Below are 25,130 nucleotides of genomic sequence, written 5' to 3'. Positions count from 1 at the left end.
CGATCCGAGGGGAAACGAGAAGAAGATGAAGCTGGGGACATCTGGCGCCACGCCACCTGCCCAGGCGGCCGCGCCGGCGCTATCGCCCGCGCGCGTTCACGAGGAGTCGCTGGCCGTCGGGCGCCAGCAGGAGGATCCGCACGCCGCACTGTCGGTGCGGGCGTTGAGCATCCTGATCCTGCTTGCGGGTGTCCTGTTGCTGTCGCAGGTGCTGGTGCTGCGCCTCTATGGGCCGTTGGGCCTGCTCGGGACGTCGCGGGCCTTGCTCGGAAGCGGCCTGGTCGCCAGCGGCCTCGGCGCCCTGGCGTTGTCGCGCGCAGGCTGGAACCGGGCCTCCGCCACGCTGTCGCTGGCCCTGGCGCTCGCGGCGCTCATGTTCCACGCATGGTATTCCGGGCTCGGCACGCATGCCATCGTGCTGGGCGGCGCCGTGCTGCTGGTGGCGATCGCCGGCATCCTCGTCAACATGGCGACGGCCGCCGCGATGGGCGTGGCCACCGCGTTGCTGATCGCCGGTCTCGAGATCGCCGAGAACCGCGGCCTCATTTCCGCGGCCGCGGCCGACGCGCAGCTGCACCAGGAGTCGCGCGCGCTGTCGTTCGCGGTGCTGATCGTGGCCGCGCTGGTCACCGCGTGGATCGTGCGGCGCCAGCTCCTGGCCACCGTGCTGCGCGCGCGCGACCAGGAGCGCCGCATGAGCCGGCTGCTGGGCCTGGGCAGCGACTTCACGTGGGAGATGGACCACCGCGGCCACATGACCTACCTGTCGCCGTCCTTCGAGATGCACACGCCGCACAAGGTCGCGGAGTTCATGCAGCTGGCCAAGCCCGGTGGCCCGACCTTCGTCAAGGATGCGCAGTCCGAGCTGCTGCTGGCGGACCTGAAGGCACGCCGGCCCTATCGCGACCGCGTCATCCATTTCGTCACCGCCGACGGCAAGGAGCTGTTCATCAGCGGCAGCGGCGAGCCGATCTTCGACCCCACCGGCCGCCACCTGGGCTGGTGGGGCGTCAGCCGCAACGCGACGGCCGAGGTGCTCGCGCAGCGCGAGCTGCAGCGCTCGCAGACGATGCTCGATCGCCTGTTCCGCCTCAGCCCCGACGCCGTCTGCGTGGCCAGCATGCGCGACGGCCGCGTGCTGCTCGCCAATCCGGCGTTCCTGGCGTTCGTCGGCCTCGACGAAGCAAAGGTCATGGGCCGCAACGGCTACGAGCTGGGCTTCTGGCGCGACGAGGAGCCGATGCTGGCACTCGGGCGCGCACTCGCGGCGCAGGGCTGGGTGCGCGATTTCCGCTCGGTGGCCTGGTCGGCCGACGGCGCGCAGCATTTCGTGCTGATCACCGCGGCCACGTTCGACTGGGACGGCGAGCCGGTGACCGTGATGACCACGCGCGACGTCACCGAGACCGAGCGCGCGAAGCAGGAGGGCGACGCCATCCTCGACAACGCGGTCGTCGGCGTGTGCCTGGTGCGCAACCACCGACTCGAGCGCGTCAACCCGCAGCTCGAGCGCATGCTGGGCCTGCCGCTGGGCTCGCTGGTGGGCAAGCCCACCGAAGTGCTGTTCCGCGACCGCGACAAGTTCAAGGAGTTCGTGGCCACGTACGAATCCTCGCAGGTGGCCGGCGACACGATCGACATCGAGCGCCGCGTCCCGCGCGCCGACGGCACCAAGCTGCTGCTGCGCATGCGCGGCCGCGCGGTCGATCCGAAGCGGCGCCAGGAGACCGGCACCATCTGGGTCGTCGAGGACATCACCGACCGCCGCCGCGCGGAGCTGGAGCTGGCCGACGCGCAGCGCGACGCCGAGGCCGCCAGCCGCGCCAAGAGCAGCTTCCTCGCGACGATGAGCCACGAGATCCGCACGCCGCTCAGCGGCGTGCTGGGCCTGGCGCGGCTGCTGCAGGACGCGTCGCTGCCGACGCCGCGCCGCAACGCCTACCTCGCCCACCTGGTTGACGCGGCGGAGCTGCTCAACGGCATCGTCTCGGACGTGCTGGACCTGTCCAAGATCGAGGCCGGCCACCTGCAGGTCGAGCAGATCCCGTACGACCTGCACGCGGTCGTCTGGAGCGCGTTCCGCACGTTCTCGCCGATCGGCCAGGAGCGCGGGCTCGAGATGAGCTGCCACGTGGCGCTCGACACGCCGCGCGAGGTGATGGGCGACCCGGTGCGGGTGCGGCAGATCCTGTCGAACTACCTGTCCAACGCGCTGAAGTTCACCGACCGCGGCCGCATCCACGTGCACCTGTTCCGGCGCACGCCGGAGATCGCGCGCATCGAGATCAGCGACACCGGCATCGGCGTCAGCCCCGAGCTGCGCGCCACGCTGTTCCAGCCGTTCACGCAGGCCGACAGCTCCACCACGCGGCGCTTCGGCGGCAGCGGCCTGGGCCTGTCGATCTGCCGCGAGCTCGCCACGCTGATGGGCGGCAACGTCGGCCTCGACAGCGACGGCCGCACCGGCAGCTGCGCCTGGGTCGAGCTGCCGCTGATCACCGCCGACGAGGAGGACTTCAGCACCATCGCGAGCCCGCTGGACGACACGCCGCAGCAGCCGCTGCACGGCATGCGCGTGCTGCTGGCCGAGGACAATCCGGTCAACCGGCTCATCGTCGGCGCGATGCTCACGCGGCTCGGCGCCGAGGTCATCGAGGCCACCAACGGCAGCGAGGCCATCGAGCACGCGTCGCGCGAGTCCACGAGCGTGCACGCGATCCTGATGGACCTGCACATGCCCGAGGTCGACGGCATCGAGGCGACACGCCAGCTGCGCGCGCAGCCGCACACGGCCCACCTGCCCATCATCGCGCTGACGGCCGCGGTGCTCGACGCCGAGCGCGCGCAGGCGCACGCGGCGGGCATGAACGGCTTCGTCTCCAAGCCGGCGGGCGAGGGCGACCTGCTGCGCGCGCTGTGGGCCTACCTGCCCGGCGCCGAGGGGCCGCCGAGCGCGTTCATGCGGTTCAACCTCGACTGAGAGGCCTGCCGAGGCGGATCGGCCCGCGCGCCTGAAGCGCGTCCACGTCCTCGCCATGCGCGCTGACACGCAGCGACCCGGCGGCGACGAGCGACGCTGCCACGCGGCGCACCTCGGGCATCAGCGCGCGCCACTGCGATTCGTCGCTCGCGAGCGCGCGCGCCGCGTCGGACGGGCAGATCGTGGCGCCGGCCGCGCGCCGGTCCAGCAGCTCGAAGATCGTCGCGACGATCCGCTCGTCGCTGACTGTCAACGCTTGAGCACCTTGGCCACCGCCGGCGCGCGCAGGCGTCCGGCCTCGGGCATGTCGGTGCCCAGCAGCGGGCGCAGGTAGTCGAAGAACGCCGGCGTGACGTCGTTGCCGGCGGGCGCGATCAGCTCATCTTCCATCGTGCGCGTCTTTCCGGCGACGGCCTCGAGCGGCTGCAGCACGATGTCGATCGCGTAGTCGCCGCTGCGGCGGATCGCGACGGAGCCGTCGACGTCGCCCCACATCGCGTATTGCACGGCCTTCTCGCCGACCTCGCGCGCCTCGTGCTGGTCGACGCCGGAGACGCAGCCGAGGAACGAGCGCTGCAGGTAGCCGAAGGTGTCGCCGCGCACGCGTTTGATCTTGAGCTTGTCCTTGATCTCGTCGCACAGCAGGTCGGCCAGCGCGCCGGTGCCCGAGAGCTGCACGTTGCCATGCGCGTCGCGCTCGACGCTCTTCGCGAGCTTCTCGGCGATGGTCGCGCCGCTCTCGTCGTGGATGCCTTCGGAGACGGCGATCACGCAGCGGCCGTGCTTCTCGTACGTCGCCTTGACGTCGGCGAGGAAGCGCTCGATCGAGAACGTGCGCTCGGGCAGGTAGACGAGATGCGGGCCGTCGCCCGGAAAGCGGCGCGCCAGCGCGGCGGCCGCGGTGAGGAAGCCGGCGTGGCGGCCCATCACCACGCCGAGGTAGACGCCCGGCAGCGCGGCGTTGTCGAGGTTGGCGCCCGCGAAGGCCTGCGCGACGAAGCGCGCGGCCGACGGGTAGCCGGGGGTGTGGTCGTTGCCGACGAGGTCGTTGTCGATCGTCTTGGGGATGTGCACGCAGCGCAGCGGATGGCCGGCCTTGCGCGCCTCGTCGGCGACGATGCGCACGGTGTCCGACGAGTCGTTGCCGCCGATGTAGAAGAAATGGCCGATCCCGTGCGCCTGCAGCACGGCCAGGATGCGCTGGCAGTACGCGAGGTCGGGCTTGTCGCGCGTCGAGCCGAGCGCGGACGCGGGCGTGCGCGCCACCTGCTCGAGGTTGTGCAGCGTCTCCTGCGTCAGGTCGACCAGTTCCTCGTCGACGATGCCGCGCACGCCGTGCAACGCGCCGTAGACGCGCTCGACCTGCGCGAAGCGCCGCGCCTCGAGCACCACGCCCACCAGCGACTGGTTGATGACGGCGGTCGGGCCGCCGCCTTGCGCGACGAGGATCTTGATCGAGCTCATGCGGGTCACTCCTTCAACAAGATGGCGCCGATGTTAGTCCTGGCGGCGGCGCTGGCGGTGGATGTCGTGCGTGACGAACGGGTCGTCGCCCTCCGGCCGCTCGAGCCAGTGCGGATGTTCGAGCGTGGCGTTGATGTCCGTCAGGCCGCTTTCCCAGTGGCTGCGCATCGTGACGGCGCCGAATTCGTAGTCCTTGGACAGGCCGTCCCACTCCTTGTCCTGGTAGATCAGCTGGATCACGCTGACGCTGCGCGCCGTGGCCTGGTGCGCGGCGGCGCGGCAGGCCGGGCTCTTCTCGCGGACTTCCTGCGGGATCTGCTCGAGCAGCTCGCGCAGCATGCGGCGCTGGCGCTGTTCCTGCGCCTGCATGTTGGTGATGGCGCGCGTGCGGCTCGAGAACTGGATGTCCTTGACGCGCTCCTGCGCGTCGATCACGTTGGTGGGCACCTTGCCGCGCGCGCTCCACAGGTCGATCTGGAAGGCCAGCGTGTCGCGCCGAGGATGGTCGTCCAGCACCTGCGTGAGCGGCGTGTTGGAGACCAGCCCGCCGTCCCAGTAGTAATGCACGGGGCGCGGCGCGCCGCTTGCGCGCGAGGCCTCGATCGGCCCCGGCTCCTCGATGGCGACCGCGGGAAAGCCGGGCGGCAGCGCGCCCGAGGCCATGATGTGCTCGGCGCGGATGCGCTTGCGCCAGCGGCCGTGCTGGTTGTCGAACGCCTCGAAGTTGCCGGTCTCGACGTTGACCGCCGACACCGTCAGCCGCGTGACGCCCGCGTTGATGCGGTCGAAGTCGACCAGGCGCTCCAGCGTCGCCTTCAGCGGGGCGGTGTCGTAGAAGCTGGCGGCGTTCGGCGGCTGCGGCCCGAGGAACGCGGTCGTGGGGCGCGGCGTGAAGAAGCCGCGCTGGCCCTCCGTGAGCGCGCGCCACGCGTTCCAGCTGTTCCAGATCTCGCGCCGCCAGTCGTCCACTGGCTCCACGAGCGCGTCCATGAAGGCCATCGCGTCCGGATAGGCGGCCGGACGCGACACCGTGTTCCAGAAATCGCGCAGCTTCGCGACGCGGTCCGCGGGCTCGTTGCCGGCGATGATCGCCGCGTTGATCGCGCCGATCGAGATGCCGGCCACCCAGTCGGGCTCGATGCCGGCCGTGGCCAGGCCCTCCATCACGCCGGCCTGGTAGGCGCCGAGCGCGCCGCCGCCTTGCAGCACGAGGGCGATGGTGTCGAACGGGGGACGGGTCAGCGGCATGGCACTCCAGCGCGTGTCGGATCCCGCAGCTTATCGGGTTCGTGTTGCGGCGCGCTGAAGGCGGGCATTCGCGGGTCGGGCCTGATCTAATGGCGGCATGAGCCACACCCCTCCCGCGCACCTGGCGGCCGATTTCGCCGCCCAGGGCGTCTCGGACGTCGAATGCGTCTTCCCCGACGTGTCCGGCCACCCGCGCGGCAAGCTGATGCCCGCCGACGCGTTCGCGCGCGGCGCCGAACTGCGCATCGCGCAGGCGATCCCGATGCAGTGCGTGACGGGCGACTACTCGTACGACCCGATCTTTCCCGACCAGGACCCGGACGTCCTGCTGGTGCCCGACTACGCCACGGTCCGGGCCGTGCCCTGGGCCAGCGTGCCGCGCGCGCTGGCCATCCACGACTGCCACGAGCTCACCGGCGAGTTGTGCCAGTTCGCGCCGCGCACCATCCTGCGCGACGTGATGGCGCGCTACGAGCGCCACGGGCTGCGCCCTGTCGTCGCGCCCGAGATCGAGTTCTACCTGACCGCGCCTTGCGACGATCCTTCGCAGCCGCTGCGCGCGCCGCCGATGCGCGGCGGCCGCGTCGAGGCCGGCCAGTCGGCCTTCAGCCTCGACACCCTCAACGAGCATGCCGCGTTCTGGGACGAGTTCCGCGCCGCGCTGCAGGCCCTCGGCATCCGCGCCGACACGTGGATCCACGAGGTCGGCCTGACGCAGTTCGAGATCAACCTGCTGCACGACGACCCGCTGGTCGTCGCCGACCAGGCCTTCCTCTTCAAGGTCGCGGCCAAGGAGATCGCGTTGAAGCACGGCATGAACGCCGTCTTCATGGCCAAGCCCATCGCGCACCAGCCGGGCAGCTCGATGCACCTGCACCAGAGCCTGGTCGACGCCGACGGCCGCAACGTGTTCAGCAACGCCGACGGCGGCGAGAGCGCCCTGTTCCGCCAGTACATCGCGGGCCTGCAGGCCAACCTGCCGAGCCTGATGCTGCTGTTCGCGCCGTTCGTGAATTCCTATCGGCGCTTCGTCAAGGGCAGCCAGGCGCCGGTCAACTTCCACTGGGGCTACGACAACCGCACCGCGGGCCTGCGCATTCCGCGCAGCGGCGCGGCCGCGCGCCGCGTCGAGAACCGCGTGGCCGGCGCCGACGCCAATCCGTATCTCGTGATCGCCGCGACGCTGGCCGCCGGCCTCGACGGCATCGAGCGCGCGCTGCCGCCCACCGATGCGATGAACGACAGCGCGTACGAGTCCGCGCACACGTTGCCGAGGACCTTGCCCGCCGCGCTGCAAGCCTTCACGGGGGACGATGTCGCGCGCAGGTTGTTCGGCGAGCGTTTCGTGCGCGCCTATGCGGCGGTCAAGGATGTCGAGCACGAGAGCTGGCTCGCCGAGATCGGCGCGTGGGAACGGCGCTTCCTGGTGGCGCAGGCATGACGAGGACGGTCGCGGTGATCGGCGCGGGCCCGGCCGGCCTGATGGCGGCCGACGTGCTGCAGTCGCACGGCGCGCAGGTGCAGGTGTTCGACGCGATGCCGTCGGTGGGCCGCAAGTTCCTGCTGGCCGGCATCGGTGGCCTGAACCTGACGCACTCCGAGGCGATGCCCGGCTTCCTCGCGCGCTACGCGCAGCGCGCGCCCGCGCTGGCGCCGCACCTCGACGCCTTCGGCCCCGACGCCGTGCGGGCATGGGCGCTTGCGCTCGGCATCAAGACGTTCGTCGGCACCTCGGGCCGCGTGTTCCCCACCGACATGAAGGCCGCGCCGCTGCTGCGCGCCTGGCTGCATCGCCTGCGCGTTGGCGCCGATGGCCGGCCGCCGGTGCAGTTCCACATGCGCCACCGCTGGCTGGGCTGGGCCGGCGACGGCACGACGCTGCGCTTCGAGCACGCCGACGGCGAACTGGCGTTTGCAGCGGACGCCACGGTGCTCGCGCTCGGCGGCGCGAGCTGGTCGCGCCTCGGCTCCGACGGCGCCTGGGTGCCGCTGCTCGCGGCGCGCGGCGTCGACATCGCGCCGCTGCGCGCGAGCAACTGCGGCTTCGATGTCGCGCCCACCGGCCCGGATCGCGCCGGCTGGAGCGCGCACCTGCGCGAGCGCTTCGCCGGCGAGCCGGTCAAGCCGGTCGCGATCACGGCGGCCGATTCGCAAGGCGTGGTGCATCGGCAGCAGGGCGAGTTCGTCGTCACGCAGACCGGCATCGAGGGCAGCCTGGTCTACGCGTTCTCGGCCGGCCTGCGCGACGCCATCGCCGCGCAGGGCCACGCGACGTTGACGCTGGACCTGCTGCCGCAGCACACGCTTGACCAGGTGCGCGCCGAGACGCGGCGCCCGCGCGGCACGCGCAGCCTGTCGACGCACCTGAAGAGCCGGCTGCACCTGCAGGGCGTGAAGATGGGCCTGCTGCACGAACTGCTGTCGCCCGCGCAGCTGAACGACCCCGACGTGCTGGCCGGCTTCATCAAGGCGCTACCGCTGCTGCTCGCCGCGCCGCGTCCGATCGACGAGGCCATCTCCAGCGCCGGCGGCGTCCGCTTCGAGGCGCTGGATGCGCGCCTGATGGTCCGCGCGCAGCCGGGCCTGTTTGTTGCCGGCGAGATGCTCGACTGGGAGGCGCCCACGGGCGGCTACCTGCTCACCGCCTGCCTGGCCACCGGGCGCGCCGCCGGCCAGGGCGTGATCGACTGGTGGCACGCCGCCTGACCTTGCCCCGCTACCATTGACGCTACCGATGATCTCGACGACTTCCCACATGCCTCCGCGTTCCGCGTCCCGCCGTTCCCGTTCCGATGTCGTGATCGACGTCGACATGCCCGAGGTCAAGCCGCCGGCCGACAGCGTGTCCGCCGGGATCTCCGCGCCGGGCGCGCTGCTGCTCGCGCTCGAAGGCCGCGCGCCCTGGGAATTCGCCGCCAGCATCCTGGGCACGCCGTGGCTGCGCAAGCTGCCGGCCGGCGACGGCCATCGCGTGCTGGTGCTGCCGGGCCTGGCCGCCAACGACCTCACCACGCTGCCGATGCGCACCTTCCTGAAGGATCGCGGCTACCAGGCGTCGCCGTGGGAGCAGGGCCTCAACCTGGGGCCGCGCGCGGGCGTGCTCGACGCGTTGCGCGCGCGCGTGCGCTCGCTGTTCGAGCTCGATGGCAAGAAGATCAGCCTGGTCGGCTGGAGCCTCGGCGGCGTCTATGCGCGCGAGCTCGCCAAGGAGATGCCCGAGATGGTCCGCTGCGTGATCACGCTCGGCTCGCCGTTCGCGGGGCCGCCGCAGGCCACCAACGCGTGGTGGCTGTTCGAGAAAGTGAGCGGCCATCCCGAGCCTGACGCCGCGATGCAGGCCGCGCTGCGCCTGGCGCCGCCCGTGCCCACGACGTCGATCTACTCCCGTACCGACGGCATCGTCGCCTGGCAATGCAGCCTGAACCCGCCGGGCGCGCTGGCGGAGAACATCGAGGTGCATGCCAGCCACATCGGCCTGGGCCTGAACCCGCTCTCGATGATGGCCATCGCCGACCGCCTCGCGCAGGACCCGAAGCGTTGGCGCCCGTTCGACACGAGCGGCCTGCGTCGCTTCTTCTTCAAGACCGGCTGCTGAAGACATGAAGGTCCGCGCCAACGGCCTGATGATCGAGGTGGACGACCAAGGTCCGCGCGACGCGCCGGTGGTGCTGCTGGTGATGGGGCTCGGCATGCAGCTCACGGGCTGGCCCGACGAGCTCGTCGCGCTGCTGCTGGCGCAAGGCTTTCGCGTCGTGCGCTTCGACAACCGCGACGCCGGCCTGAGCGAAGGCTTCGACCACGTCGGCGTGCCCAGCATCCCGCTGAACGCGCTGCGCCACTTCCTGCGCCTGCCGGTGCGCTCGCCGTACGCGCTCAAGGACATGGCCGCCGATGCCGTCGGCGTGCTGGACGCACTCGGTGTCGCGCGCGCCCACATCGTCGGCGCGTCGCTGGGCGGCATGATCTGCCAGCACATCGCGGCGGCCTGGCCCGGGCGCGTCGCCAGCGTCGCGCTGATCATGACCACCAGCGGGTCGCGCCGCCTGCCCGGCCCGACGGGCGCGGCGCGCCGCGCGCTGCTGTCGCAGCCGGCCAATCGCGAGCACGAGACGCTGATCGCGCATTCGATCAAGGTCTTCACCGCGATCGGCAGCCCCGACTACCGGCTCTCGCCGGCGGACATGCGCGAGCGCGTCGCCGCCAGCATCGCCCGCGCGCAGCGTCCGCAGGGCTCCGCGCGCCAGTTGCTGGCTATCGCCGCCGACGGCGACCGCACGCCCATGCTGGGCCGCATCCAGGCGCCGACCCAGGTGATCCACGGGATCCTCGACCCGCTGGTGCCGGTGGAGAACGGCCACGACCTGGTGCGGCGCATCCCCGGCGCGCTGGGCGACTTCATCGAAGGCATGGGCCACGACCTGCCGCAGCCGCTGCTGGCCCGCATCTCGCAAGGCATCGCGTCCAACGTGCGGCGCGCCGGCTGACGGCCGGCCTGTTACAGACGCGATCCCGCGGCGTGGCGGCGGGCATGCGGATTGACGGACGTCCCGCCGGGTAATCCCGTCGACCGTGGCTTTCCGGCGCGCATGGAGTGAGCGCCTGCCAACGCATCGGCGTGCCCATGTCGCGCGAACGGTGTCGCGTGCGACCCACGCAGCCAACGCAGCGTGACCGATGCGCACCAATGTCGTCCATGAACCCGGGATCGGCCGAGGGTCTTGCGCGACTGCGGCGCGTCTCGAGCCGCCGAAACAGTGCCGATGCGGGCCAGGCCTGTCTAGGCAAGCCGGTCGCGGTGCCTAGCCTTGTCTAGCCAAGTCGCGCGGATCGCCGCGAACGCGCCTCTTCCGACGAGGCGCGACAAGCAAAAAGGGCCGATCGGTTGCCCGATCGGCCCTGTGGCGTGCCGGATGCGACCCCGAAGATCGCGTCCGGCTTTCCGGAGTGGTCAGTTCGTCGTCACGGCCACGTCGTCGATGACGAACGAGGTCTGCGCCGAGCTGTCTTCCTTGCCCGTGAACTTCAGCGTCACCGTCTTGCCGATGTAGGCATTCAGGCTGATCGTCTTCTGCACGTAGCCGGTGGCGGCGTTGAGGTTCGAGTACGTCCCCACCGTCGTCGTCGTGCTGCCGCTGGTCACGCCAACGGTCAGCGTGTCGTACGCCGTCGTCTTGGTCGTCTCGGCCGTGTCGATGTGCAGGTAGAACGTCAGCGTGGCGGACGTCTTGCCGGCAGGGATCGTGATCGACTGCGACGCGGTGTCGGTGTGGGTCGAGCCGTAGCCGTCCAGCCACAGGAAGCCCGTGCCGGCGTGCGCCGTCTCGCCGGAGCACGTGGAGTTCGTGCACCAGACACCCGAGCTCACCGTCCACGGGGACGCGGAGCCTTCGAAGCCGCCGTTGACGACGACGCTCGGCGGCGGCGGCGGCGGGGGCGGGGGCGTCGTCGTGACGGTGACCGTCGCCGAGTGCGCGTTCGACTGGCTGTTGCTGTCCGTCACGGTTTCGGTCACGGTGTACGAGTTGGCGGACGCGTACGTGTGCGACGGGTTCTGTGCGGTCGACGTCGAGCCGTCACCGAAGTTCCAGCTGCGCGACGTGATCGTGCCGCTGCTGTCGGTCGACGTGTCCACGAACGACACCGTCAGGCCGGAGACCGTGTCGGTGAAGTTGGCGGCCGGGCCGCTCGGCGGCGGCGGCGGGGGCGGGGGCGGCGTCGTGCTGAAGGCGCTCGAGAAGTTGGCGATCTGCACCGAGCCGTAGCCCGACGCGTAGTCCCAGCCCGTGGCGGCGGCGTAGCCCTGGTTGCCCGAGGTCACGTCGTGGAACCAGGTCGGATGCGTCGCGGCGCCCTGGTACAGCGTCTGCGCCGGGAAGGGCAGCGTGTTGCCGTGCGCGGCCTGGATGCGCGTCCAGAAGCCGGCCCACAGCGGAGCGGCCAGCGAGGTGCCGCCGATCTGGGTCTGCGAGCCGTTGATCAGCACCAGCGCGCCGGAGTTGGGCGAGGCGTCGAACGAGATGTCGGGCACGCCGCGCATCGTGGAGGTGCCGAGCACGCCAGCGGCGGTCTGCCAGCTGGGCGCCTTTTCCGTCAGCGAGGGGCCGCCGCCGGCGCCGCCGGAGGACGACTGCTGGCAGCTGGAGGCGCTGGTGCAGGACCACACCGTTTCGCTTTGCCAGGTGCCGCCCGAGCTCGACAGCGTGGTGCCGCCGATGGCCATGACATACGGCGAGACGGCGGGGTAGCTCTGTGCCTTGCCGCCGGTCGCGCCGCATTCGTAGGCGCCGGAGTCGCCGGACGAGACCGAGAACATCTGGCCCTGGGCCACGGCGGACTGGAAGATCGCGTCCTGCGTCGACTCGACCGAGCCTTCGTCGTTCTCGCAACCGCCCAGCGAGACGTTGATCGCGCGGGCCTTGTTGTCCGTGACGGCCTTGTTGTAGCCGTTGGTCAGGCTGGAGTCGTTCAGGTCGGTGACGTTGTACAGGATCATCGACGAGATCGTGCCGCCGGCGGCGGCGAGCGAGCTCTGCGAGTCCATGTTCCATTCGTCGGTGCCCGACGTGCTGGTGCCGGCGGTGCCGACGACCGTCTTCGTGACGTTGGGAACCGGGTAGCCGGCGCTGGACGCGAAGCTCTTCAGGTCGGTGATGGTCTGCGTCAGCGAGCCGGCGGTGATGATGCCGATGGTGCCGGTGGTGGCGCTCGGCAGCGACGACGCGCCGTAGATGGACGCGAAGTTCGGGATGCTGACGCCGCTGACGGCTTGCGGGGTCACGGCGTCCGTCGACAGCTTGCGCTGGGCGTGCGTGTGCATCGTGTGCACGGTCTGCAGGCCGACCACGGCGTTGACCGTGCTCGACAGGCTTTCCGGAACCAGCGCGTCGGTGACGTTGGCGTAGGCGCGACGGCCATTGACGTTGTACTCGTGCAGGTCGGCCTTGAACGCCGTGCGGAGCGCGCCGGCCGTGGCGGTGGCGCTGACCAGCAGGTTGTTCGGGGCGACTTCGATGTTGCTGAAGCCCTGGGCACGCAGGTAGGCGACGACGGCTTGCGCTTGCGCGGCGGTCGGGGCGTACTTGGCCATGAACTCGGCCGAGGTCAGCGGGCGGACGCCGGGGGCGCCGGCCATCAGCTTGGCGGTGAAAGCGTCCAGGTCGGCCTTGTTGCGCAGCTTCAGGGAAACGACGACGGGGACTTGCTCGCCGGCGCGCAGCGGGGCGACGTGCACGGCGGCGCGGGGATCGTGGGCCTTGGTGCTCGTGGCGACCCACGCTTCGGACGTCGCGGCGTGAGCCGAGAGGGCGAAGACGCTGGCCATCAGGGCCGAAAGCACCTTCATCTTGTCGGCTCCGCCCGGAGGCGCCTGCCGACTCGAAGCTTGTCCTTGATTCTTCATGGAACTCTTCTCCTAATCGATGGGTCAGTTCACGCAATTCGTTGACGTGAATTTTTGCTATGTGAGCGGCAATACGATTTTGTCGGTGACGCTCGTGGAAGCATCGCGATCACCGATTGGGGTTATCCAGTTCGGGGGGAGGTCGTCGATGCAGGCGCTGATTCTGTTCCCGCGCAATATCGGCGGTATCGGGGGGAACCCCGAGGGGGAAAACGGTGCATATCCCGCACCTCGACCGTGCGCCAATGGGAAGTTGGCGCGTACTCTTCCTCGTGGCTGGGTCGTGCGGCGGACTTGTTTCCAGAGCTCGCGAATTGTTACCAGGGCGATTAACATTCGATTAATTCGAGCCCTGCTCCGCAATTGCTTCAGCATTAAATCAATTCAGTAATGGGGTTCGGGAAAGCCCTGTCCGGGATTAGACGAGGTTCCCGAATCCAAATAAGCAAATAACCTGGAGCGGTACAACGAAAAACGCGGCCCGGAGGCCGCGCACATACCCAATTCGGGGTATTGAAGGTGCCGCAATACCCTGTTCAGGGTATATCGCGGAAATAGAATGTCAGGCGTTGGCGGTGCCCGCGCGATCGCCCGCGTGGGCCACCGCCAGCGCCGTCATGTTGACGATGCGGCGGACCGTCGACGATGGCGTCAGCACGTGCACCGGCGCGTCGGCGCCGAGCAGGATCGGGCCGATCGTGACGCCGTGGCCGCCGGTCATCTTCAGCACGTTGAACAGGATGTTCGCGGCGTCCAGGTTCGGGCAGATCAGCACGTTGGCCGCGCCCTTGAGCGTGGAGTCGGGCAGCAGCGCCTCGCGCAGCTCCTCGCTGAAGGCCGCGTCGCCCTGCAGCTCGCCGTCGGCCGACACGTCCGGCATGCGCGCCACGAACAGGTCGCGCGCGGCGCGCATCTTCTTCGCCGACGGCCGCGTGCTGCTGCCGAACATCGAGTGCGACAGGAAGGCCACCTGCGGCACGAGGCCGAAGCTGCGCACCTGTTCGACCGTCATCGCCGCGATGTCGGCGAGCTGCTCCGCGCTCGGGTCGTCGTTGACGGAGGTGTCGGCGATGAACAGCGTGTGCTTGTCCAGCAGCAGCGCGTTGACGGTGGCGAAGCAGTGCGTGCCCGGGCGCTGGCTGACGACCTCGCGCAGGTGCCCGAAGTGGCGGTCGAAGCGCCCGACCAGGCCGCACAGCATGGAATCGGCGTCGCCCAGGTGCACCATCAGCGCCGCGATCGTCGTGTTGGAGCGCCGCACGGTCGCCTTGGCCATGTCGGGCGTGACGCCGTCGCGCGCGTTGAGGCGGTGATAGGTCTCCCAGTACTGGCGGAAGCGCGTGTCGTCCTCGGGGTTGACGATCTCGAAGTCCCGGCCCGCCTGCAGGCGCAGGCCGGCGCGCTCGATGCGGCTCGCGATGACCGCCGGGCGGCCGACGAGGATGGGCTTGACGAGCCGCTCGTCGAGCGCGATCTGCACCGCGCGCAGCACGCGCTCGTCCTCGCCCTCGGCGTAGACGACGCGCTTGGGCGCCTGGCGGGCCGCGCTGAACAGCGGCCGCATCAGCATGCCGGTGTGCGAGACGAAGCGGTCCAGCGACTGCACGTAGGCGTCGATGTCCTTGATCGGGCGCGTCGCGACGCCGGAGGCCTCGGCGGCCTTCGCCACCGCCGGCGCGATGCGCAGGATCAGCCGCGAGTCGAACGGCGTCGGGATCAGGTAGTCGGGCCCGAAGCGCAGCTCGCGGCCCGGATATGCGGCGGCGACCTCGCCCGAGATCTCGGCCTTCGCGAGGTCGGCGATCTCCTGCACGCAGGCGACCTTCATCGCCTCCGTGATGCGCGTGGCGCCGCAATCCAGCGCGCCGCGGAAGATGTACGGGAAGCACAGGACGTTGTTGACCTGGTTCGGATAGTCCGAGCGTCCGGTGGCGATGATGCAGTCCGGCCGCACCGACTTCGCGAGCTCGGGCCGGATCTCCGGCTCGGGGTTGGCCAGCGCCAGGATGATGGGCCTGGCCGCCATCGACTTGACCATGTCGGCACTGATCGCGCCGGCCGCCGAGCACCCGAGCACGACGTCCGCGCCTTCCATGGCGTCGGCCAGCGTGCGCATCGCGGTGACCTTCTGGTAGCGCTTCTTCGACTCGTCGAGCTTGTCCTCGCGGCGGTCGTGGATCACGCCCTTGGAGTCGCAGACGGTGATGTTGGCAGCGGTGACGCCCAGCTGCACCATCAGGTCCAGGCAGGCGATGGCCGCGGCGCCGGCGCCCGACACCGCGATCTTGACCTCGCCGATCTTCTTGCCCACCAGCTCCAGGCCGTTGATCAGCGCCGAGGTCGAGATGATGGCCGTGCCGTGCTGGTCGTCGTGGAAGACGGGGATGTTCATGCGCTCGCGCAGCTTCTTCTCGATGTAGAAGCACTCGGGCGCCTTGATGTCCTCGAGGTTCACGCCGCCCAGCGTCGGCTCCAGCGCGGCGATGATGTCGACCAGCTTGTCGGGGTCGCGCTCGGCCAGCTCGATGTCGAACACGTCGATGCCGGCGAACTTCTGGAACAGGCAGCCCTTGCCCTCCATCACCGGCTTGCCGGCCAGCGGGCCGATGTCGCCCAGGCCCAGGACGGCCGTTCCGTTGGTGACCACGCCGACCAGGTTGCCGCGCGCGGTGAAGTCGTGCGCCAGCGCCGGATCCTGCTCGATGGCCAGGCAGGCATAGGCGACGCCGGGCGAGTAGGCCAGCGACAGGTCGCGCTGGTTGGACAGGGGCTTGGTCGGCGTGACCGCGATCTTGCCGCGCACCGGGCTGCGGTGGTACTCGAGGGCGGCGTCGCGCAGCGCCTCTTCGGCGGGCGACAGGGCGGCGGTGTTCTTTTCCATGGAGTCTCCTTCGGCCCGGCGATCTGCCGGGGGAAGGAATCTTGCCAGCGTTCCGTAACCACATGGAAACCCTCGGACAGTGACCCTTCGCGCCTAGGCAGCAAGCCTTCGCGCGCTAGCGCACGTCGGTGATGGGCTCGGCGCCGGCCTCGGCCACGCCGCACTCGACGAGACGGTCGCAATAGTGCTGCAGGCGCTGCGAGTCGCAGTGGATCACCAGCGAATGGACGCGGCCCCAGCGCAGCTCGAACTCGTGCACGCCGGTGTTGGAGCCGGTCGTGCCGTCCGGCAGCGCGAAGCGGTCGTCCCAGGCGACCGCCGCCGTCGTCCGCCACGGCATGCCGCCGACGACGATGCTGCGCACGTCGAACGCGAGGCCGGGCAGCAGCCGCTGCAGCCGCGCGTACCAGAGCGCGGTCGACGCCACGCCGTGCCGCTCGCCGGCCAGCGCGTGCCGGCCCGGCATCGCGTGGCGATGCTGCGGCGCGAACTGCGCGACGATGCCGTCGTAGCGGCCGGCGTTGATGTCGGCGAAGGCGCGGCGCAGCTTGCGGCGGACGATGGCGTGGTACATGACGGGCTCCCGGGACTTTAACTTGACAGTGTCAAGATTGACGCATCGTGCGACTCGATCCTGCTCGTGTCAAGATGTGCCATGCCCGCCATCGCCAAGCCGCGTTCCCGCAAGCCCGAACCGAAGCCGTACCACCACGGCGACCTGCGCGCCTCGCTGCTCGCGGCCGCCGCGCGCTGGCTGGACGAGCAGGGCGCCGAGACGCTGACGCTGCGCGAGCTCGCGCGCGCGGCGGACGTCTCGCACGCGGCGCCGTACCACCACTTCGCCAATCGCGACGAGCTGATGGCCGGCGTCGCCGAGCTCGCCTTCGACCGCCTCGGCGACGCGCTCGCCGCCGCCGGCGGCGGCCGGGACGCTGCACGGGCGCTGCTGGACATCGGCGAGGCCTACGTCCGCGAGGCGCTCGCCCATCCGGCCCAGTTCCGCCTGATGTTCGGGCCGATGCTTGCGCGCAAGGCCGCGCATCCCGGGCTGCAGCGCGCGGCCGAGCGGGCGTTCACGGTGCTGCTGGACGCCGCCACGCGCCACGCGCCCGAGCGCGGGCTCGAGCTCGCGCTGGCCGGCTGGAGCCTGTCGCACGGCGCGGCCAACCTCGCGATCGACGGTGCGTTCGGCGGCCTGCCGGTCCCGGCCGCGGACGCCCGCCGGCTCGCCCGCCTGGACGCCGGCGCGCTGGTGCGGCGCATGGTCGCGGGCCTGCTCCAGCTGCCGGATCCGCCCGCGCCCCGTCGTCGGCGCTGAAGGAGACTCACCCCGTTTTCGCGCTGCGTCCGTTCAACCGCCATCCTCCTCGAAAAGGAACCGGCGATGAACTCGACCACGAACCTTCCCCTCCGGCGCCGCGGCCTGCTGGCCAGCGGTGCGCTCGCCGCCCTGCTCGCCACGGTGGGCCTGCCGGCCTGCGCCGACTCGCGTCTCGTGCAGGTCGACGTCGTCGATCGCGACGATGGCCAGGTGCTGCACGTCTGGCGCGACCATGGCCGCCCGGTCGTCGCCGGCCGGCCCGGCGCGCGCTACGCGGTGCGCCTGGCCAACACCACCGGCCAGCGCGTGCTGGCGGTGGTGGCGATCGACGGCGTCAACGTGATCTCCGGCGAGACCGCCGGCGTCGGCCAGCGCGGCTACGTGCTGGAGCCGTGGCAACGCGCCGAGATCACCGGCTGGCGCAAGAGCGACAGCGAGGTCGCGGCCTTCGAGTTCACGGCGCTGCCGGACTCCTACGCCGCCCGCACCGGCCGCCCGAACGACGTCGGCGTGATCGGCGTGGCCGTGTTCCGCGAGGCGCCGCAGGTCGCGCTGTCGGCGGCGCCGCCGGTCATGCCGCGGCCGCGCATCGACGGCATGGCCAAGGCCGCGCAGGAGCCGGGCGACGCGCGCGACGCGGCCGGCGAGGTCGCCCGCTCGGCCGCGCCCGCCATGCGCGCGGCGCCGCAGCCCTCGGAGCGGCTGGGCACGGGTCACGGCGAGCGCGAGACCTCGGTGGCGCGCACGACCACCTTCGATCGCGCGACCGCGCAGCCCGAGCAGACCGTGGCGATCCGCTACGACAGCCTCGACAACCTCGTGGCCGCCGGCATCGTGCCGCCGCCGCACGTGGCCACGACGTCGCCGCGCCCGTTCCCGGCCGATCCGTCGCCCGGCTACGTGCCGGATCCGCCGCGGCGCTGACGCTCTTGGAGCTGGCGCCGATCCGCTGGCCTGGCATCGACACACACGGGTTAGCATCGTGGCCCGTGCAGGCCCAACCCCATCCCGACACTACCCTCGCGTTCGCACGCGAGGCGGGCGACGAGCGGGTGCCGGCCGATGCCGTCTTGCCGGCCGCCGACAGCGACGAATTCCTGATGCATGCCTTCGCCGGCGGCGACGCCGCCGCCTTCACCCGCCTTTACGACCGCCACGAGCGGGCCACCTGGCGCTTCATCCGCCATCGCCTCGGCGCGCAGCACGAGGGGGCGGCCGACGACGTGCTGCAGGAGACCTGGATCAGCGTCGCGCGCGCTGCGCCGCGCTACGTCGCCACCGCGCGCTTCACCACCTGGCTGTTCACCGTGGCCCGCAGCCGCGTCATCGACCACCTGCGCGCGCAGTCCAACGCGATGCTGTCGATCGACGCGCCGCTGGCCGGTACCGAGGCCGAGGACGACGGCGAACGCTGGGTCGACCGCGTCGCGGCCGACGCGTCCGACGGGCCGCTGGCGCGCATCGAGTCGCGCGAGCAGGCCCAGGCCTTCCTCGACGCGCTGGCCCAGCTGCCCGAGCCGCAGCGCGAGGCCTTCGTGCTGCAGGCCGAGGGCGGACTGAGCGTCGACGAAGTGGCGAGCGCCACCGGCGTCGGCGCCGAGACGGCCAAGACGCGGCTGCGCTATGCCAAGGCGAAGCTGCGCACGCTGCTGGCCGGCTGGAGGCCGACATGAGCGCCGACATTCCGGACCGCCCCGACATGGACGACGACCTCGACGCGGCCTACGCGCGGGCGCACGCGCTCGCCAACGACGGCCGCGGCCCGTCGGCGTCGGTGCGCGCCAACGTGCTGGCGGCCGCGCGCGAAGTGGCGGCGCAGGCGCGGACGCGCACCGCCATCGACGAGGTCGCGCTGACGCCGGTCGCGCCGCCCGTGGCCGCGGTCGCCCGCGGGCGCGCGATGGCCGTCAACCTGTCGTCGTGGCGCATCCGCTCCGGCGCGGCCGTCTGCGCCGCGCTGCTCGTGGTGCTGGGCGTGTGGCGCTTCGACGCCAACCGCCACGTCGACGGTGGGGTGCAGGTCGCGACCGCCGCGCTCGAACTCGCGGCGCCGCCAACCTCGACGCCGCCCAGGGAGCTCCCTGTGCCGGCGCTGGCCGCCGCGTCGGTGCCGTACATGCCGCCACCGGTCGTCGAAGACCCCGTCGACGCGACGCGGGTCGCGCAGGCCGCGAGCGCGAAGCCGGCGGCGCGCGAGAGGGATCGTGACCTGGTCGTCGCGCAGGCGGCCCCGTCCTATCGATCGTCGCGAGAGGCGCCGGCCCCCGAGGCCCGTGCCGACGCGCGCCGGACGCCGGCCCCTGCCGCCGTCTCGCCGCCGCGGGACGTCGCGCCGAACGCGGCACCGGCCGCGCCGGTGGCGACGGCGCCCGAGGCGCCTCCCACGAAGGCCCCGTCGACCGTGACGATCACCGCCGCCGCCGCGCCGCCGCCGCTGGCCACGATGCCGCCGATGCCGCCGTCGGTGGTGCCGCGCCGCGTCCCGGTGGGATCGCTCGCCAAGGCGGCGCCCGTGGACGAGGCGCGCGTCGCCGCGGCGGACGCAGGCGCGCAGCGCGCGGAGATCGTCGGCTCGACGATGAAGCGCGTCATGGCGCCGTCGGCGTCGACCTTGCACGCGGCCGCCGACCGCGGCGACGTCGACGCGTTGAAGGCGCTGCTGGCGGAACCGGCCGCGCGCGTCGACGCGCCCGACGCCTCCGGCCGCACCGCGCTGCTGCACGCGGTGCTGGCGCAGCAGGTCGGCGCCGTCCGGATCCTGGTCGCCGCCGGCGCCGATCCCGCACACGCCGATTCGGCCGGCCTGACCCCGCGCGCGGCCGCGCAGGCGGGCGGCAACGGCGAGATCGCCGCGCTGCTGGCTCCGTCGCGCTGACGCCGGTCCTGACGGCCTGTCCCCGCGAAGCGCCGGTTCGTCGCACGGCGCTGGGGCCGGCGACGGCCTGCCGTTAGAGTGCAAGCCTGGATACTGCCGAATTCCGCACGGAGCCCCCGTCATGCTGTCGATCGCCTCGCTCACCCACGTCTACCCGAACGGCACCCGCGCGCTCGACGGCGTGTCGCTGGAGATCCCGCCGGGGCTCTACGGCCTGCTCGGGCCCAACGGCGCCGGCAAGTCGACGCTGATGCGCTGCCTGGCGACGCTGCAGGTGCCGACCTCGGGGGCGATCCGCTTCGCCGACATCGACGTGCTGGCCGAGCCGCAGCGGCTGCGCGCGAAGCTGGGCTACCTGCCGCAGGACTTCGGCGTCTACCCGCGGGTGTCGGCCTACGAGATGCTCGACCACCTCGCCGTGCTCAAGGGACTGGTCGCCGCCGGGCCGCGCCGCGAGACGGTGGAGGCGCTGCTCAACCAGGTCAACCTGTGGGACGTGCGCAAGAAGGCCATCGCCGGCTTCTCGGGCGGCATGCGCCAGCGCTTCGGCATCGCGCAGGCCATGATCGGCAACCCGACGCTGATGATCGTCGACGAGCCCACCGCCGGCCTCGACCCCGAGGAGCGCAACCGCTTCAACAACCTGCTGGCCGAGGTCGGCGAGACCAAGGTCGTGATCCTGTCGACGCACATCGTCGAGGACGTCGCCGACCTGTGCTCGCGCATGGCTATCCTCGTGGACGGCCGCATCGTCAGCGCCGGCACGCCGGGCGCGCTGATCGACGGGCTGAAGGGCAAGGTCTGGACGCGCGCCGTCGAGCCCGACGAGCTGCCCGGCCTGCGCAAGCAGTTCGCGCTGATCGCGACGCGCCTGCGCGGCGGCCGCACGGTGATCCACGTGCTGTCGGACGCGGCGCCCGACCCGCGCTTCGAGCCGGTGAGCGCCGGCCTCGCGGAGGTCTATTTCGCGACGCTGCACGCGCGCCGCAAGGCCGGCGGCCAATCCACCAACGAGGCGTCGCGCGACGTCGCCGCGCACTGAACGACTCGTAGACCCGCTGCCCATGTTCGGAAAAATCGCCGCCTTCGAATGGCGCTACCAGGTCAGGAGCCCGGTCTTCTGGGTGGCTTCGGTGATCCTGTTCCTGCTGGCGTTCTGTGCCGTGGCCAGCGACAGCGTGCAGTTCGGCAGCATCGGCAACGTGCACAAGAACGCGCCGTTCGCCGTGCTGCACCTGCTGGCGTTCATGGGCGCGTTCTCGGTCTTCGCGACGGTGGCGATCGTGGCCAACGTGGTCGTGCGCGACGACGAGACGGGCTTCGCGCCCATCATCCGCTCGACCTCCGTCAGCAAGGCGGACTACCTTGTCGGCCGCTTCGCCGGCGCGTGCGGCGCGGCGTTCCTGGTGATCGCGATGATGCCGCTGGGCGCGTTGCTGGGATCGCTCGCGCCCTGGGTCGACTTCGAGAAGTTCGGGCCGGTGCATCCCGGCGACTATCTCTATTCGCTGTTCGCCGTGCAGTTGCCGATGCTGCTGATCACGGCGGCCATCTTCTTCGCGATCGCCACGGCGACGCGCTCGATGTTGTGGAGCAGCGTCTGCGCGGTGGCGCTGTGCGGGCTGTTCTTCGCGGTGCGCGGCGCGGGGCGCAACGACCCGGTCTGGGAACACGTGGCGGCCATCCTCGATCCGTTCGGCTACACCACGCTGCTGTACGCGACCAAGTACTGGAACACCTACGAGCGCAACACTTTCCTGCCGCCGCTCGCCGGCGTGCTGCTGACGAACCGGCTGCTGTGGGCCACGCTGGCGGCCGTCGTGTTCGCCGTCGCCTACCGCCGCTTCGGCTTCGAGACGCGCTTCGAGCAGCCCGCCGCCGACGTCGCCGACGCGGCCCAGCCCGCCAGGCCGGCGAAGCTGTCGCGCGCGCAGCGGGCCGCGCTGAGGCACCAGGACGAACTGGCCGCGCTCGGCGAGAACAACCCGGCGGGCGTGCGCGAGCTGCTCGCGGCCGCCAGCCGCAAGAGCGCCGCCGCGTTGCCGGAGATCCCGGCGGCCACGCGCGCCACCGCCTGCACGCAGCTGCTGGAGCTGGCCAGGGTGGACATGGCCTTCGTCTTCCGCAGCCCGGCCTACTACGTGCTGATCGCGATCGGCCTGCTGCTGACCGGCATCAACCTGTTCTTCGGCGGCGAGATCCTGGGCAGCCCGTCGTATCCCGTCACGCGGCTGATGGCCCAGACGCTGCTCAACACGTTCTCGCTGCTGCCCATCATCCTGGCGATCTTCTACGCGGGCGAGCTGGTCTGGCGCGACCGCGACCGCCGCATGCACGAGATCATCGACGCCACCGCCGCGCCCGACTGGACGCACCTGCTGCCCAAGATCGTGGCCATCGTGGCGGTGCTGGTGTCGAGCGTGCTGATCGCCACGCTGGCGGCCATCGTGTTCCAGGCGCTGCACGGCTATTTCCGCTTCGAGATCGGCGGCTACCTGGCGTGGTTCGTGTGGCCGGCGTCGGTCGTCGCGGTGATGCTGGCGGTGCTGGCCGTCTTCATCCAGGTGCTGGTGCCGCACAAGTACATCGGCTGGGGGGTGATGCTGGTCTACATCGTGGCCGCCAGCGTGCTGTCCACGTTCGGCTTCGAGCACAACCTGTACTCGTACGCCGGCACGCCGCCGGTGCCGCTGTCCGACATGAACGGCATGGGCCGGTTCTGGATCGGCCAGGCGTGGCTGCAGGTCTACTGGGCCGCGTTCGCCGCGATGCTGCTGGTGATCGCCCACGCGCTGTGGCGCCGTGGCGTGACGGTGGCGCTGCGTCCGCGCCTGCGCCAGGCGCGCCACCACCTGCGCGGGCGCGCGGGCGTCACGCTCGCGGGCGCGGCGGCGGTCTGGATCGGCTCCGGCGCCTGGATCTTCTACAACACCAACGTCCTCAACGAGTACGTCACCCAGCCCGAGCAGGACAAGCTGGCGGCCGACGTCGAGAAGACGCTGCTGCCGTTCGAGAACGTGGTGCAGCCGCGCGTGGCCGACGTGACGCTCGCCGTCGACCTGTTCCCGCGCGAGGCGCGCGCCGTCACGCACGGCACCTACACGCTGGTCAACCGCAGCCCGCAGGCGGTCCCCGTGCTGCACCTGCAGTGGGCGCAGAACCTGCGGCTGGACTCGATCGACATGCCCGGCGCCACGGTGCAGACGGACTACCCGCGCCTGCACTACCGCATCTACAAGCTCGCCACGCCGCTGCAGCCCGGCGAGACGCGCACCCTCGGCTTCACGACCACGCTGGAGCAGCGCGGCTTCACCAACGGCCGGCCGCTGACGTCGGTGGTGCCCAACGGCACGTTCGTCAGCAACCTCGAGATCGCGCCGGCCATCGGCTTCGTGCGCGTGGGCCTGCTGCAGGATCGCGCCAAGCGCCGCAACTACGGCCTGCCGCCCGAGCTGCGCCCGCCCAAGCTGGAGGACGACTCGGCGCGGCAGTTCAACGTGATCGCGCACGACAGCGACTGGGTCAACTCCGACATCACGATCACCACCGACGGCGACCAGACCCCGATCGCGCCGGGCCAGACGATCAGCGACACCGGCCTCGTCGCCGATCCGCACGCGCGCCGGACGGTGCGCTTCAGGAGCGATGCGCCGATCAACCAGCTGTTCTCGATCCAGTCGGGCCGCTATGCCGTCAAGTCGGCCACCTGGCGCGCGCCGGCGCAGGCCGGCCAGCCCGCGCACGACGTCGCGCTGGCCGTGTACTACGCGCCGGGCCACGAGTTCAACGTCGACCGCATGCTCAAGGCGATGAGCGAGTCGCTGGCGCTGTTCAGCCAGCAGTTCTCGCCGTACCAGTTCCGGCAGGCGCGCATCATCGAGTTCCCGGCCTACGCGGCGTTCGCCGAATCGTTCGCCAACACGATCCCGTTCTCCGAGGACATCGGCTTCATCCAGCACTGGACGGATCCGACCCGGATCGACGTCGCCACCTACGTCACCGCGCACGAGATCGGCCACCAGTGGTGGGGCCACCAGCTGCTGCCGGCCAACCAGCAAGGCGCCGCGATGCTGTCGGAGACCTTCGCGCAGTACTCCGCGCTGCTCGTGATGGAGCAGCACTACGGCAAGGAGCAGGTGCGCCGCTTCCTGAAGTACGAGCTCGATCGCTACCTGCGCTCGCGCGGCGGCCAGCCGATCGAGGAGCTGCCGCTGGACCGCGTCGAGGACCAGGACTACATCTACTACCGCAAGGGCTCGGTGGCGATGTACTGGGCCAAGGAGGCGCTCGGCGAGGACGTCGTCAACCGCGCGATGCGCAAGCTGCTGGCGCAGGTCGCGTTCAAGGGCGCGCCGTACCCGAACACCACCGACTTCCTGCGCGTGCTGCGCGCCGAGGCCGGCCCGGCCGGCGAGCAGACCATCGGCGACCTGTTCGAGAAGATCACGCTGCTAGACCTCAAGGCCAGCGACGCCACGGCCACGAAGCTGCCCAGCGGCAAGTACGAGCTGAAGTTCAACGTCGAGGCGCGCAAGTTCCAGGTCGACGGCGTCGGCAAGGAGAGCGAGGTGCCGATGGACGAGAACGTCGAGATCGGCGTGTTCTCGGCCAAGCCGGGCAGCCGGGGCTTCGATGCGTCCAACGAGCTGCGGCTGATCCAGGTGCCGATCCGGCACGGCGTGCTGCCCGCGGAGGCGGGCCAGGCCGTGGACGCGGGCACGCACCGCTGGATCTCGCCGTTCTGGAGCGACCACCTCGCGACGCGCGCGCCCGGCACGCCGATCACGGTCGAGGTCGACTCGCGGCCGATGTGGGCCGGCGTCGATCCCTACAACAAGCGCATCGACCGCAACTCCGACGACAACCTGACCGCGGTCGACATGCCCAGGTAAAGACTCGTTACCGTCGGGCATGCGGCTTGCGAACGGAACCGTCGTCCCGATGTGGGACGATTGGCTTTCC

At 71.1% G+C, this 25,130-nt stretch carries 17 protein-coding genes; 11 read left to right on the top strand and 6 right to left on the bottom strand.

The annotated features are described in order from the left end of the window. The first annotated feature begins 25 nt into the window (after positions 1-25). Positions 26-2,980, top strand: coding sequence for a PAS domain-containing hybrid sensor histidine kinase/response regulator (locus tag LPC04_RS20520; protein WP_275684147.1), 2,955 nt, complete (start codon positions 26-28; stop codon positions 2,978-2,980). On the opposite strand, the gene LPC04_RS20515 is transcribed toward LPC04_RS20520, so the two are convergent. From LPC04_RS20515 to LPC04_RS20505, 3 genes are read right to left on the bottom strand one after another with little or no spacing between them, the layout of a single operon-like run. Next, positions 2,967-3,233 (bottom strand): DUF3253 domain-containing protein, encoded by a 267-nt coding sequence (locus LPC04_RS20515; RefSeq protein WP_275684146.1) that lies wholly within the window; start codon positions 3,231-3,233, stop codon positions 2,967-2,969. The genes LPC04_RS20520 and LPC04_RS20515 overlap by 14 nt on opposite strands. Further along, entirely contained in the window at positions 3,230-4,444 is a 1,215-nt protein-coding gene (locus LPC04_RS20510) for a 6-phosphofructokinase (protein WP_275684145.1), read from the bottom strand. The genes LPC04_RS20515 and LPC04_RS20510 overlap by 4 nt, the downstream gene beginning before the upstream one ends. Positions 4,445-4,477: 33 nt before the next feature. Then, positions 4,478-5,692, bottom strand: coding sequence for a DUF3734 domain-containing protein (locus LPC04_RS20505; RefSeq protein WP_275684144.1), 1,215 nt, complete (start codon positions 5,690-5,692; stop codon positions 4,478-4,480). A 97-nt stretch (positions 5,693-5,789) separates the two neighbouring features. Between LPC04_RS20505 and LPC04_RS20500 the strand changes: the two genes are divergently transcribed. From LPC04_RS20500 to LPC04_RS20485, 4 genes are read left to right on the top strand one after another with little or no spacing between them, the layout of a single operon-like run. Beyond that, on the top strand, positions 5,790-7,133 hold the full coding sequence (locus LPC04_RS20500; protein WP_275684143.1) for a glutamine synthetase family protein: 1,344 nt from the start codon (positions 5,790-5,792) through the stop codon (positions 7,131-7,133). After that, positions 7,130-8,398, top strand: coding sequence for a TIGR03862 family flavoprotein (locus LPC04_RS20495; RefSeq protein ID WP_275684142.1), 1,269 nt, complete (start codon positions 7,130-7,132; stop codon positions 8,396-8,398). The genes LPC04_RS20500 and LPC04_RS20495 overlap by 4 nt, the downstream gene beginning before the upstream one ends. Positions 8,399-8,447: 49 nt before the next feature. Then, complete coding sequence (locus tag LPC04_RS20490) at positions 8,448-9,287, top strand: alpha/beta fold hydrolase (protein ID WP_275684141.1); 840 nt, start codon at positions 8,448-8,450, stop codon at positions 9,285-9,287. 4 nt (positions 9,288-9,291) lie between these two features. After that, positions 9,292-10,176, top strand: coding sequence for an alpha/beta fold hydrolase (locus LPC04_RS20485; RefSeq protein ID WP_275684140.1), 885 nt, complete (start codon positions 9,292-9,294; stop codon positions 10,174-10,176). A 464-nt stretch (positions 10,177-10,640) separates the two neighbouring features. On the opposite strand, the gene LPC04_RS20480 is transcribed toward LPC04_RS20485, so the two are convergent. The 3 genes from LPC04_RS20480 to LPC04_RS20470 form a co-directional block, all read right to left on the bottom strand. Further along, complete coding sequence (locus tag LPC04_RS20480) at positions 10,641-13,034, bottom strand: protease pro-enzyme activation domain-containing protein (RefSeq protein ID WP_275684139.1); 2,394 nt, start codon at positions 13,032-13,034, stop codon at positions 10,641-10,643. 619 nt (positions 13,035-13,653) lie between these two features. Continuing rightward, entirely contained in the window at positions 13,654-15,972 is a 2,319-nt protein-coding gene (locus LPC04_RS20475; RefSeq protein ID WP_275684138.1) for an NADP-dependent malic enzyme, read from the bottom strand. 115 nt (positions 15,973-16,087) lie between these two features. Further along, complete coding sequence (locus LPC04_RS20470; RefSeq protein WP_275684137.1) at positions 16,088-16,546, bottom strand: nuclear transport factor 2 family protein; 459 nt, start codon at positions 16,544-16,546, stop codon at positions 16,088-16,090. A gap of 81 nt (positions 16,547-16,627) precedes the next feature. Between LPC04_RS20470 and LPC04_RS20465 the strand changes: the two genes are divergently transcribed. From LPC04_RS20465 to LPC04_RS20440, 6 genes are all read left to right on the top strand, one after another. Next, positions 16,628-17,290: a TetR/AcrR family transcriptional regulator gene (locus tag LPC04_RS20465; RefSeq protein ID WP_275684136.1), complete on the top strand. Its 663-nt coding sequence runs from the start codon at positions 16,628-16,630 to the stop codon at positions 17,288-17,290. Positions 17,291-17,356: 66 nt separating this feature from the next. Beyond that, complete coding sequence (locus LPC04_RS20460; protein ID WP_275684135.1) at positions 17,357-18,217, top strand: hypothetical protein; 861 nt, start codon at positions 17,357-17,359, stop codon at positions 18,215-18,217. Between the two features lie 65 nt (positions 18,218-18,282). Continuing rightward, on the top strand, positions 18,283-18,966 hold the full coding sequence (locus LPC04_RS20455) for a sigma-70 family RNA polymerase sigma factor (protein ID WP_275684134.1): 684 nt from the start codon (positions 18,283-18,285) through the stop codon (positions 18,964-18,966). After that, on the top strand, positions 18,963-20,168 hold the full coding sequence (locus tag LPC04_RS20450; protein WP_275684133.1) for an ankyrin repeat domain-containing protein: 1,206 nt from the start codon (positions 18,963-18,965) through the stop codon (positions 20,166-20,168). The genes LPC04_RS20455 and LPC04_RS20450 overlap by 4 nt, the downstream gene beginning before the upstream one ends. A 121-nt stretch (positions 20,169-20,289) precedes the next feature. Further along, positions 20,290-21,210: an ABC transporter ATP-binding protein gene (locus tag LPC04_RS20445; protein ID WP_275684132.1), complete on the top strand. Its 921-nt coding sequence runs from the start codon at positions 20,290-20,292 to the stop codon at positions 21,208-21,210. 22 nt (positions 21,211-21,232) lie between these two features. After that, positions 21,233-25,060 (top strand): ABC transporter permease/M1 family aminopeptidase, encoded by a 3,828-nt coding sequence (locus tag LPC04_RS20440; RefSeq protein ID WP_275684131.1) that lies wholly within the window; start codon positions 21,233-21,235, stop codon positions 25,058-25,060. Positions 25,061-25,130: the final 70 nt, after the last annotated feature.

Source organism: Scleromatobacter humisilvae, from assembly GCF_023231945.1.
GTDB classification, from domain to species: Bacteria; Pseudomonadota; Gammaproteobacteria; order Burkholderiales; family Burkholderiaceae_C; genus Scleromatobacter; species Scleromatobacter humisilvae.
This window is presented reverse-complemented; position numbering and strand designations above follow the sequence as displayed.